This window comes from Bacteroides sp. GD17, from assembly GCF_038448625.1.
Lineage (GTDB): Bacteria > Bacteroidota > Bacteroidia > Bacteroidales > Bacteroidaceae > Bacteroides.
In genome coordinates this window covers 473,701-486,399 of sequence record NZ_JBCEZS010000001.1, presented here as the reverse complement: position 1 = coordinate 486,399, position 12,699 = coordinate 473,701, and the positions used below count along the sequence as shown (strand labels likewise).

Annotated in this window: 11 protein-coding genes; all 11 read right to left on the bottom strand. The window is 47.0% G+C overall.

Features of this window, described 5'->3' with window-relative positions; translation table 11 throughout:
* Positions 1 to 13: 13 nt before the first annotated feature.
* Entirely contained in the window at positions 14 to 385 is a 372-nt protein-coding gene (locus tag AAE250_RS01640) for a hypothetical protein (RefSeq protein WP_294595231.1), read from the bottom strand.
* Between the two features lie 409 nt (positions 386 to 794).
* Complete coding sequence (locus tag AAE250_RS01635; protein ID WP_294595233.1) at positions 795 to 1,826, bottom strand: tyrosine-type recombinase/integrase; 1,032 nt, start codon at positions 1,824 to 1,826, stop codon at positions 795 to 797.
* 122 nt (positions 1,827 to 1,948) lie between these two features.
* Complete coding sequence (fucP, locus tag AAE250_RS01630; protein WP_294595235.1) at positions 1,949 to 3,265, bottom strand: L-fucose:H+ symporter permease; 1,317 nt, start codon at positions 3,263 to 3,265, stop codon at positions 1,949 to 1,951.
* A gap of 24 nt (positions 3,266 to 3,289) precedes the next feature.
* Positions 3,290 to 3,679, bottom strand: a complete 390-nt coding sequence (locus AAE250_RS01625; RefSeq protein WP_294595237.1) for an L-rhamnose mutarotase — start codon at positions 3,677 to 3,679, stop codon at positions 3,290 to 3,292.
* Positions 3,680 to 3,692: 13 nt separating this feature from the next.
* Entirely contained in the window at positions 3,693 to 5,072 is a 1,380-nt protein-coding gene (locus tag AAE250_RS01620; RefSeq protein ID WP_294595239.1) for a rhamnulokinase, read from the bottom strand.
* Complete coding sequence (locus AAE250_RS01615) at positions 5,072 to 5,710, bottom strand: class II aldolase/adducin family protein (RefSeq protein WP_294595241.1); 639 nt, start codon at positions 5,708 to 5,710, stop codon at positions 5,072 to 5,074. The genes AAE250_RS01620 and AAE250_RS01615 overlap by 1 nt, the downstream gene beginning before the upstream one ends.
* A gap of 31 nt (positions 5,711 to 5,741) precedes the next feature.
* Positions 5,742 to 7,514 (bottom strand): L-fucose isomerase, encoded by a 1,773-nt coding sequence (gene fucI / locus AAE250_RS01610; RefSeq protein WP_294595243.1) that lies wholly within the window; start codon positions 7,512 to 7,514, stop codon positions 5,742 to 5,744.
* 61 nt (positions 7,515 to 7,575) lie between these two features.
* Entirely contained in the window at positions 7,576 to 8,556 is a 981-nt protein-coding gene (locus tag AAE250_RS01605) for a GntR family transcriptional regulator (protein WP_294595244.1), read from the bottom strand.
* A gap of 137 nt (positions 8,557 to 8,693) precedes the next feature.
* Positions 8,694 to 9,965, bottom strand: coding sequence for a histidine-type phosphatase (locus tag AAE250_RS01600; RefSeq protein ID WP_294595246.1), 1,272 nt, complete (start codon positions 9,963 to 9,965; stop codon positions 8,694 to 8,696).
* A gap of 34 nt (positions 9,966 to 9,999) precedes the next feature.
* A complete protein-coding gene (locus AAE250_RS01595) occupies positions 10,000 to 11,259 on the bottom strand; it encodes an MBL fold metallo-hydrolase (protein ID WP_294595247.1) in 1,260 nt (419 codons plus the stop codon).
* Between the two features lie 14 nt (positions 11,260 to 11,273).
* Positions 11,274 to 12,695, bottom strand: coding sequence for a RagB/SusD family nutrient uptake outer membrane protein (locus AAE250_RS01590; RefSeq protein WP_294595248.1), 1,422 nt, complete (start codon positions 12,693 to 12,695; stop codon positions 11,274 to 11,276).
* Between the last annotated feature and the right edge of the window lie 4 nt (positions 12,696 to 12,699).

The window sequence follows — 12,699 nt, the reverse complement described above, 5'->3', positions numbered from 1 at the left end:
TCGATTTGCCGGTTTACCAATTGGATATTTTAATATCTGCCAGAAACTTACGTGCCACCTGGTTCAGAATGCCTATCTTGTGAGCTATCTGCCCATGGCTGATATAGAATGACTCAGGGGTGGGCACAGTGCAGCGGATAGGTTCATTCGTAGCTTGGAGCACATCCAGCAAGGATATGTCCGGCAACGGGCGGCACAATACGTATGAAGAAAGCGTTCCCGGGTTCTTGTCCGGCAACAGACGGATAAGATGGCTCTTTTCAAGTTCATCGAACAGTTTTTCCCGTTCACCTTCTGAAAAAAGGAAATCGGCTGATTGCATGTCATCCCCCGAAGAAATGTCATGTAAAATGGCAATGGCAGCTTGTGTCAGTGTAGATATCATAATACGTTTATTTTGTGCAACTGTTACTTATTAAATGATGGTTCAGCGGGCATTACTTACCAAGTAACAGGGAATAGCCTTCCTGCATGGAGGGAAAAAGAGTTTTCGTTCCGATAATTTAACGAGAAGAGCTACTTTCTCGATGGGAAAAGTGAATAGAAAAGTAGTCCATTTTTGAAGTATAAAGATGGAATAAAGCTTTATGTGTGTTTGTAAAGTGTCAGCTGGGGCAATATGGAATTTTAGGGGAGTGTGTGTTCGTAAATAAATAGATTTTAATAGATTAACATCGAAATTAAAGCTTTTATTTGGATAAACGAGAAAATATTTTCACCTTTGCGAAGTTAAATAGCCTGTTACTTGGTAAGTAATACTGTCCTGCCTCACAAGCCGTTACACGCGGTATTCTTTATGCCGTTTTCTTCTTTTCGTTGCACTGCGCAACGGAAATAATCAGTTCATCATTCGCCGCATCTACCTTCGCATTTTCAAAAGGTTTCAGGTAAGTTTCCGTTACCTTGATGGAAGAGTGTCCCAACGCCTTGCAGATAATGCCGATACCCATCCCGGCATAAAATGCCAGCGTAGCCCATGTGTGCCGCGGTGTATACGAACTCAGCCTCACACCGGGCAGCAACAGCGCCGCCACCCGCTCCAACTTTCGGTTGAAGCTGCGGAGCGCACGCAGGTAATCCGTGTATAGTTCCTTCCCCTTTTTCATCTTCCTGCCTTGTTCGTCCAGAACTGGAAACAGGTAAACGGAGCCGGGATTGGTATTTTTGAACTCCTCTATCAACGGTATCGCCTCTTTGGGAATACGCACCGTCATCTGCCGTCCCGTCTTGTGGCGGCTATACACAATCTTGTCCCCCTTCATATCCTGCTTGCGCAGATGGGCAAGGTCGATGAACGGCATCCCCCGAAACAGGAACATCAACAGGAAATAAGCCAGCGCACACCGCACCCCTTTGGGCAGTTTCTCAAAATCGGCATACATCAGTGCATTCATCTGCTCCTTCTCCAATGCCCGTTTGGTCTGCGACTCCACTTTGGTGTACACGTCATCGAACAGTTTCGCATGGTAGGGCAGCACCTTCTCATCGACAAGTCGGTGGTACACCGCCTTCAAATCCCGCATGTAGGTCGAGATGCTGTTCAGGCTCAACCCTTTCGGTTCCCCATCTTTCTTTTTCGCCCCTTCCTGCTTCATCCACTGTTCATACTCCTTCAGCCTGCCCGGAGTGAATACCTCGTCCACCGGCATCGGTGTTCCTTCGCCCCCGTAAAACTCCGTGATGGATTTCAGCGCGTAGGTGTACGTATGCACTGCCGACCGTTTCTTGTCTTTCTCCAACCGCTCGGTCACCAGCCGCATGTAGGATGCCAAGTCCGGCATCCCCGCGGTTTCCACCGTTTCCATAATTTTCTCTTTTTGATCCATAATACTTTGATTTTAATTTCCGCACTCGGCGTATGTCCTGAAACAGCCACGCCAAAGGGAAAGTTTATGGATGCAAAGTAAAGGATGTGAGAAAGTTATAAAGAAACAAAGCGTGTTCTTATTTACTTCTTCTCTCTTGCATAAGAGCGATGCCCATATATTATTATCACCACAAAACAGATAAGTGGAAGTACAAACGAAAGATTCACTGCCGGCATGCCGAACAACGTATGCCTATCGATGATGCTTGCCTGGAGCGGAGGCAATATCGAACCTCCCAGGATAGCCATTATCAGTCCTGCTGCCCCGAATTTTGCATCATCGCCCAACCCGCGGAGGGCTATCCCATAGATGGTGGGAAACATCAGCGACATACAGGCCGAAACACCGACCAGGCAATACATGCCTCCGATATTCTGCAGAAACATCACTCCGGCAGTAAACCCGCAAGCAACGATTGCAAGCACCTTCAGCAACAAGCCCGGACTGAGATAGCGCAGGATAAAAGTACATATAAACCGGCTGGCACAAAAGATAATCATCGCCACAATATTATATTCCTGCGACAACACCTCCGCCGCCTTCTCCTCCATCCCCTGCGACATAAACAGACGGGTACCGTATTGTATGACAAACGTCCAGCACATAATCTGTGCACCCACATAGAAGAACTGCGCAATAACCCCTTCGCGATAATGCCTGATGCAGAAAATACGTTTCAATGTCGGGAAGAAGTTGATATCATGAGACTGGTCGGCATTCTTGGGCATCTTCATCATCCGAATCAGTACCAGCATAATCAGAACGACAATGCCGATAGCCAGATAAGGCGCAATCAATACACTCAGGTCGGAATCGCGCACCGCCTCAAACTCTGCTGTAGAGAGCTGACTGCGTTCAATCGTCCCCATCGGGTTCAAACGATTCTGGATGAAGTTCATCGCCACATACATGCCCAGCAACGATCCCATCGGATTGAAAGACTGTGCCAGGTTCAAACGGCGGGTAGCGGTCTCTTCCGTACCCATAGAAAGGATATAAGGATTACAACTGGTTTCGAGAAACGACAAACCGCACGTCAGGATGAAATAAGCAATCAGAAACGGGTAATAACTTCCCATCATCATGGCGGGGAAGAACAGGAACGCACCGAGAGCATACATGCCCAGTCCCAAAAGTACACCCGCCTTATAAGAGAACCTGCGGATGAACATCGCCGCCGGAAATGCCATCGCAAAGTAACCGCCATAAAAGGCAACCTGCACCAATGCACCGTCCGTAACGCTCATACGGAAGATTTTGGAGAAAGCCTTCACCATGGGATTAGTTATATCATTGGCAAATCCCCACAGGGCAAAGCAGCTCGTAATCAAAATAAACGGTATCAGGTAGCTTACGCCATCCTTGGTTATTATTGAGTTTTTCATTGTGTTATTCATAAGGTAAAAAAGGTTCTTTAGTAATTACTCATACAAATGGAACATGCGTTCCATGGGTTGCCACTTCTCCGCCGATGTACTTCCAAGACGCACCAACTGGAAAATGGACATATAGTCCTCCCATTCTTGTTGGCGGGGCAGAGTGGCCAGGCGTTCCATCGCCGCGTCCCAGTCGAAGCCTACCGGAAACTCTACGATCATGAACAACCGCGTACCCAGTATGTATATCTCCATTTCAAGGATTCCCACTTCGCGAATACCCGCCATGATTTCGGGCCATATATGCTCCCTGCTATGCCGGCGACGATATTCGGCTATCAGTTCGGGATCATCGCGCAAATCCAGCGTCCGGCAATAGCGTTCCACCGGTTGCCGGTGTTCTTTGACGCGATAACTTTTTATTTTTGTTTCCATCGTTCCATCGTTTTTAAATTATTTCCTTTATTTCGTCCCGCTCCCGGATTTCTCCTTTTACCAGGGCTTGCACAAGGATATTGCCGATGGCCGTAGCCTCCACCGGACCGGCATACACGGGAATGCCCAACGCCTCGGCTGTCAAGCTGTTCAGCAACCTGTTACGGCAGCCTCCCCCCACAATGTGCAACTGCTCTACCGGAGACGGCAACAAACGGTTCAGTTGTTCCACCCCCCGCTTATAGCGCTGTGCCAGCGACTGCAATACGCAACGTACATACTCTCCCTGCGAAGCCGGCACCTGGCAGGCATGCTCCCTGCAATAATCCGCAATGGCGGCTTCCATGTCCATAGGGCTTTGGAAAGCCTTGTCATCCACGTCGACAACCGAGGGTATATCGGCACGTTCGGCAGCTGTTATCAGATACTCGTAGTCGGTTTCTTCACCCCGCTCCTTCCATTGCCTGATAAGCTGCTGCAACATCCACAGGCCGGTTATATTCTGCAGAAAACGGATCTTTCCGCCCACACCGCCTTCATTGGTAAAGCCACCGTTCCGGGCCTCTTCCGAAAGGATCGGTTCGTCTGTCTCGATGCCGAGCAGTGACCACGTGCCCGAACTCAGAAAAGCCCTGCACTTGCCTGCGGCCGGAACGGCAAAGACAGCGCTAGCCGTATCGTGCGACCCTACTGCGATGACCTCCACCTCTTCCGGCAGTCCGATTTCCTCCCGAATCTCCCGTTTCAGCCTGCCACGCACTGTACCCGGCATCACGATGTCACCGAAAAGATGCTGCGGCAATCCCAACTTCTCAATCAAGGCACGGTTCCACGTACGCGTGCGTGCATCCAGCAGTTCCGAGGTGGAAGCAATGCAATATTCATTATTGGCAACCCCGGTCAGATAGTAACTGAAAAGGTCGGGCATAAACAGCAGTCTATCGGCAACCTTCAATTGTACATCGTCGTTTTTCTTCATGCTGTAAAGCTGAAAAAGCGTATTGATGGACATAACCTGAATACCCGCCTCTGCATAGTGCTCCGCAAGTGCCGCTTCGTCAAAGAGTTCATCGGGCAACCCTTCAGTGCGCAAATCACGATAGCAAACCGGATTCCCCAATAAATTGCCGTCCTTATCTATCAGGCCAAAATCCACCCCCCAGGTATCGATGCCTATACTTTTAACAGTATATCCTTTACGGACAGCCTGCCGGAGTCCATTCTTCATTTCATCGAACAGCGCCAGGAAATCCCAGTACACATGATTGCCCATGCGCACCTGCCTGTTCGGAAAACGGTACACTTCTTCCAGCTTCAACACACCCTGGTCGATGGAACCGGCCATTACCCGGCCGCTTCCACCTCCAAAATCCACTGCTAAATAGGCATTCATCACTTCGTCTTTTTCCCCAGGATGTACGTCTCCAGGTCATCTATCTCTTCCGGTGTAAGCACCGTATAGTCCCCACCGGACTGGATGATAATGCGGCACGCCATCTCGAAGAACATGGCGCGTTCAAAAGCCTGGTCGAAGTCCTTGCCGCAAACCACCTGCCCATGTTTCAGGAGCAGCACGGAATTATGATCCTTCATATTCTCAATGACTGCCTGCGCCAGTTCCTTAGAACCGGGACGATAATAAGGTATCACCGGAATCTCGCTTCCCACATGGCAAGGCACCTCAGCCGTTACATTGAAGTTCACCGGGCGGTTCTTCATACAAGCCACAGCCGTGGCATAAGGCGACTGGAAATGGAGCACCACACCTACATCCGGACGTTCCCGCAGCACTCCCAGATGGAAGCCGCTTTCCATCGAAGGCTTTACTCCATTCAATACTTCTCCGGTAGAAAGCCGGCAAACCGCCACTTTCTCCTTCGTCAGCGAAGGCACCCAGGAGCCGGTGCCCGAAAGCAGCACCTCGTCTCCTATACGCCACGACAGATTACCACTGCTGCAAACCGTCAATCCGGCATCACCCACCCGATGGGCCTGGGCGACAAACTGTTCTATATGTTCATTTGTTATCATACTGTTTTCTTTAAGTTCAGAAACAACCTCTTTATTTGTAGACAGGACCATAAGTGGTACAAGCACGATAGTCTGCTCCCTCCTTATCCATACCGAAAGCATTCCATGCAGCAGGACGGAAAATCTTCTTTTCGTCTACATTGTGCATGCAAACCGGGATGCGAAGCATGGAAGCCAACGTAATCAGATCCTGACCGATATGTCCGTAACTGATAGCGCCATGATTGGCTCCCCAGTTATTCATAACCGAATACACGTCTTCGAATGCAGGCTGGTTGCAGAGACGGGGTACAAACCAGGTAGTGGGCCACGTACGGTCTGTACGTTCATTCAGCAGTTTATGGATTTCCGGGTCTATTTCTACCGTCCATCCTTCGGCAATCTGCAGCACGGGGCCAAGACCTTTTACCAGATTCAAGCGGCTCATAGTCACCGGCATTCCACCTCTTGACAGGAAGTTGGAAGAAAAACCGCCACCACGGAAGTAATCACGATTGGCAGGATACCAGGTCGTAGCTTCCAGACATTTTTCCATTTCATCTTCGGAGATTTCCCAGTGGGGCTTCATAGCCGGTTCGCCTTGCGCATCGACCTGTTGTCCGGTACCGTCCAAAGTCGTAGCACCTGAATTTATCAAATGGATGATACCATTCGCAGCCAGGCCGGTCAGTTCCTTACCCGTCACCCGCTTCACAGCTTCGGGGCTCCAATAAGTGCGCACATCCGAGAAGATTTGTGCACGGTTCGTCAGCAAATGGCCGAAGAGCATAGCTACACCATTGCAGGCATCATTCTCTGTAGCTACGACGTAGGCTTCACGAATGCCGTTCCAGTCGAAAGAGGTATTCAGCAAGGCTTCGGAGTAGTCACCATTCGGATAGAAATCGGTCCATTGGCGCTGTCCCTGGAAACCTGCGGCAATGGCATTGTGGCCAAGCGCCTCTTCCTTGAAGCCCATTTCCTTCAGTTTCGGATTCCCTTGCATCAGATCGCGCATGATGATAGTCATTTTCACAATGAACTCCCAATCTTCATCTTTCTGCTCACGGGTCTTGGTCTTTGCCGGAATATTGAAATCCTCACCCTCATTCTTCTTGCAGTATTTTTCGGTCCAAGCCATGGCTTTGGCAAATTCTTCCTTATCATAGATCCCTTCAGTCATGCGACGGATAATCTCAGTCAAATCCACCGATTCACACCGCATGCCCAGGTATTCCTGGAAGAAGTCGGGATTGACGATAGAACCTGCAATACCCATAGAGACGCTGCCCATCGACAAATAAGACTTCCCTCTCATCGTAGCCACCGCCTGCGCTGCACGTGCAAAGCGCAAAAGCTTCTCGGCAACATCATCCGGAATGGAATTATCATCCAAATCCTGCACATCGCGTCCGTAGATGCCGAAAGCAGGCAAACCTTTCTGTGCATGACCTGCCAATACAGCTGCCAGATATACGGCTCCCGGACGTTCCGTACCGTTGAATCCCCATACAGCTTTCGGATAATACGGATTCATATCCATTGTTTCGGCACCGTAGCACCAGCAGGAAGTTACCGTAATGGTAGCCCCCACCCCTTCGCGTTCAAACTTCTCGGCACAAGCAGCGCTTTCGGCCACACGTCCGATAGTGCCGTCGGCAATCACACATTCCACGGGACTTCCGTCACCGTTTTTCAAGTTAGCGGTAATCAACGCGGCTACTGCCTTTGCCAAATTCATAGTCTTTTCTTCAAGACTCTCACGTACGCCACCCTGGCGACCGTCGATAGTGGGACGAATCCCGATTTTCGGATACTTTTTCATTTTTTTATTATTAAGTTAATATACTGTGCTGAACTATGCTGATCATTATCTATAAAAAAGGCTATAAGGAGCCTCTCAGATGAACCTCGGTCGGCAGATAAACCTGTACGGGATTACCGGTAAGGATGAAGTCTGCCGTCATCATCCCCATCTTCTTCCAGTCGATACTTAATGCGGTTATCCCTTTGTCAATCACTTCGTAGGCCGGTGTATCGTTGTAAGCTATCAAACCGAAATCAACGCCGCACGTCAATCCTGCTGCGCGGCTCTTCTTTACAATCTCTACAACGTCCACCTGCCGGATGGCGATATAAGCCTCCCCCGAATGTACCTCCCGTTCCTCCATACTTTCTATTACTTCACAATCCAAGTGATAGTCCGCACAATACTTCTCGAAGTATTCACGTGTCTCCCTGGGATGTTTGCTCTCTTTCGTCAGAAAAAAGACCAGCTTGCGATAGCGCTGCAACTTGTCGGACAGTTGCGCCATGGCGCGATAGAAAGATTTGCCAAAGTCCTGGCAAATGTACGAGTACTCTTTCTTGTCGAACTGTCCGAAGTCGAGCAGCAACAGACGTGAAGAATCTATCTTATACAGATAAGGAGAAAACTTCTCATTGTCGAAGTTCATGACGACATATTTGTTATATCGCCCGAGCGATTCACGAAGTATGGCATTGAACAATGATTCGTTGTACTGATGAAACCACAGGTCTACTTTATAGCGGGTAGAAAGACGCTTGACAAAACTATTGTAAAGTGTATCTTTGAAAGGAGAATATTCGTCAAGCAACAGCAAGATGTTTTTTTGCCTGTTTACCACATAGTAGCCTTTGCCGGGTGTAGAGTCAATGACGCCTCTCTCCTTCAGATCGATAAAAGCCTTGAACACCGTATCTCTGGACACCTTATAGTCCTGACTCAACTGATTGATGGAAGGCAAAGCGTCGTCCATCTTATATTTACCCATTGAGATATCCTGCCCAATGAGATCGGCCAGTTGCTTGACTTTGGTAGTTTGTTGTCCAAAAATTACTTTCATATTATAAAGACTTACTTAGCATTAAAAGAGGAAGTCAACTATGCTGAACTATCCTGCTGCAAAGAAATACAATTTATTTATTATCAGAAAGAAGCATCAGTATGTTTAATAGCATATTATCAGGCATTCAAGCCGAATTATTTCTTAAAATTCGCCAATTTATTCCTATAATAGCTTTCCACATCTTTCCAATGATAATAAGGAGCAAGTTCGCTTTCAACCGGCAGTTTCATTTCCTGTTCATTGAGCAAGACTTTCACAAGGACATCATCATTCCCCTTCTTGCGATAAAAGACGAACTGTATATTGCATGCCTTAGGGAAGATGCGATAATTGCGCCAAACATCAGCCAACTTCTCCATATCGGTAGTCTGATAGGCACAATCGCCCAATTCCAGCAGACAAGCCAAAGGAAGCACACAAGTTTCGTGACCGAAACGCAAGGTTACGCTATTCTCTTTCTTCACAACACAGGTATCTGCCGTGTTCAATATATTTTCAAGCAGATTGGCTTCTACATAAGGCATCTTGCCCTGGGTGAGCGGAGACGGTCCATAGTCGATGTACCATTCTACGTTGCCGATTGCCCACAAGTCATAGCATTCTTCTTTCGTGAAAAGAGAGTAAAGCTCCAGATCCGTATCGTGGCTCTGCATAATGACTGCCAACTCAAACAAGTAACTCATCAACTTGCCCGCATCCACTTTCCATCTCACATAATCTTCGCTGTTGAAGAGAGATTTCATCAAACGCTCCGGGTGAAGATGTTCCTTTCTGAAAGCCTCCTTTACGGCAAGCACTTCGTCCTCCTGACGCTTCTTATTGAAATATTCATCTTTATAATTCATGTAGTACTTATCGTAATAAGTAGCCTCGTTCCTGATTCTCAGTTCCGGGTTCTGAGACTGCAATTGCAGGCATTCGGCCATCATGGAGAGAATGCAGCGCACAACAATCGTAGAACGTGCATCCACCTCTGCTGTTCCTTGAAACACTTCGGGGAAGTTTTTGTACATTCTCTGCGCAATGCCCCTATGCTGGCGTGCGCCCAGCGGAGTCAAATCACCGTATCTGTCTTTAGCCATCCGTGCAATGCTATCTACAAGGAGAAGCGTCTTTTGCCCCAATTCGGTAAGCGCTCCGTCTTTCTCAGCCTCACGGAGAATTGCCAGTGGCTTTGTATAGTCATCGGGATTCACACGATAACGGGAGCCGTGGCGTGCATAATGGCTCAGATAAAACGGTTTATACCCCTTAGGCGGAGCAGTCATCGTGAAATGAGGCTCGGGATAGGCATAATGATTGGCTGCCGAACGATGGATATTCTCGAATATTTCTTCTTTCGCTGTCTGTGCGCTCATTCCAAGCACCAGCCAACAGAGGAGGGTCAATACTATAAAACGTTTCATTCTTTAGTGTTTTAATAAGTTTCAGATATAGGGGTTATTCACTTACGTAAGGGCCAAACTTTTTCGATATGGTCAAATCCTCTTTCCGGGCATCGAGTACATACACTTCATACTTTCCATCCGGATATACTCTTATCACGATATGTCCTTGTTTGGCTTTTATGCCGCGGGCAAACCAAGGGCCTATGCCTATTCCTGTCTGGTCATTATAATAAGTCATAAAGACATCCCTTTTCTGCGTGCCGATATTCTCAGATAATAATCGTTGACCGACTTCAGCCCCCGGATGATCCGTACTCCACGATTGCGCCACCACCACTTTAGGATCGAGCACTTGCAGGAAGTTCCGGTTAGTAGCATCCCGATTGCTATGATGATTGAGTGATACAGCTGACACTTTACCTATTATCGGTGCCATAGGGGTTTCTATATCATACCATTCTGCATGGTCCTGGTCTACCAAACCGGAATTATCACCTCCTGCATAATACTTGAACTTACCATATTTCACTACGACAGCCGTTGACATCTGATTCTCACTGTATTTTCCATTCTTTGCCAGCAAGTCTTCCTTTGTAAACAGAACAGTCGTATTTTTGCCTTCTCCCGTCCACAGCAGATTATTGGATTTTATATTCCTGACTTCAAAATCGGGATAAGCTTTCGGCTCTTTCTGCAATACGAACTGCGTATTCGATCCTATATCAAACTTCTCCGGCACCAATCCATTATGTTCTTTTTGATATTTCAGGAACTCCAGCAGATTCAGGAAAGAAGGCAGATCCACTCCACCTTTTCCCGAACGCAAATCTACCGGGAACTGATAGTCGGGATAATCTCTGTCCACATAAGTCTTGATAGGGATTACGTCTCCGACTTCTGTCAATCCGGTAATGCGGTAGCCGTTTTTAGAAGTACCGGATGTCTTCTGTATATTACCATAATGGTCGGAATGAAAATGAGTCAGAAGGAAATAGTCAATTACTGCATTGTCTTTCCCCAGCACATTCGTTACATAGTTAATGATAGACGAACCGGGCGTATAGCTACTGTTCGGGAATATCGGCGCTGCAAACATCGGAGCATACTTAGCCGCATACTCCTTGCCGTCAAAATCACCGGCATCGATCATCATGGTGGTGCCGTCCGGGAAAATCAACAACGCACAATTACCCCGGCCGGTATTGATGTGATGGATGTCCAGATAACCTTTCTCCCACTTTGGGAGTTGGTTTTGCGCCGCCATAAAGGCAGCGCAAAACATTGCAAATAAGAATAGAATGCTTTTTCTCATGATTGGTCTGTTTTTTAATTATATCCTTCATTCTGTTTGGTTGCAGAATCCGTATCAATCTGTGCTTGCGGAATAGGTTGTACATAATTCTGTTCTGTTATGGAAATGCCGTTATATCCGGGAGTTCTGGCAAAATAAGCATTCATCACTGCAACAGCTTTACCGGTTCTCACCAAATCAAACCAGCGGTGCCCTTCATTAACGAGTTCTTTGCGCCTTTCTAATGCTATTTCGTCTTTCATCAACGTAGCATCACTAATTGCAACCTTGTCAATACCTGCCCGTTCCTTAATCAAGTTCAAGTACTCATTGGCTTTAGGCATATCATTTTTCTCGGCATAACACTCGGCAAGCATTAAGAGAACATCGGCATAGCGCAATACAATGATATTGCTGCCACCATCTGCAACCGTAGCCGATGTCTGTTTCAACTTTCCAGTTCCTATCACTCCATTTTTTGTAACAATAAAGTAGGCCGACTTACGCTTGTCACTATCAGCAAATAAACCGTAGACTTCATTTGTCGGCAAGTTGTGCCCTTTCGAACCGCTGACATATCCCGAAGGGCTGAAGTTCTGGAAGGCATTGCTACCCTCGGAATTGCCATTTATACCCGATTCAAACTGTACATCAAATATAACTTCCTTATTTCCCTTATTATTGACATCAAATATATCCGCAGGCTCATCCAACAAAGCATATCCTAACTTTTCTACTTCCTGCAAGTATTTCAGGCTATTATCGTAATCCTTTAAAGTAAGATAAACCTTGCCCAGAAGTGCCGCAGCAGCACCTTTGGTAGCACGCCCCAGTTCTGCAGGTTTTTCCGGAAGTAACGCAAAAGCATCAGTCAGATCTTTAACAATTTGTTTATACACTTCATCTTTAGGAGTTCTTGCTTGCCCAAAGAAATCATTCGGATTAGTAGTTTCCTGGATAACCAATTGAACATCACCGAATATACGAACCAAATTGAAATACATCAATCCGCGCAGAAAGTACATTTCCCCCTTAATCTTTTCTTTCTCTGCTTCCGGCATATCGCCGATTCCATCTACCCGGTTCAGTATCACATTACATTGTTGGATACCCTTAAAATGATGACTCCAAGCTTTATCAATCACAGTGTTGGCAGAAGTCATAGAAAACAAATCCAACTGACCATAATTACCATTATCATTCGCCGGGACTTCATCCCATGTGTTATCAGAGGGAAGTTCGCCTAAAACCAAATTGCCCACTTTATACAATCCCTCAGCCTGCAATATTCCATAAGCAGAATTTACTCCTTTTCTTAGCTGTTCAGCATCTTTATAATAGTTGTTCAATACATTCTGCATGTCCGGACTCAAATCCAAAAGATCACCTGAACACCCGGTAAACATAAATACTGTTATTCCCAGTACGATACTATATATTATTCTCAGCGCTTTCATATCC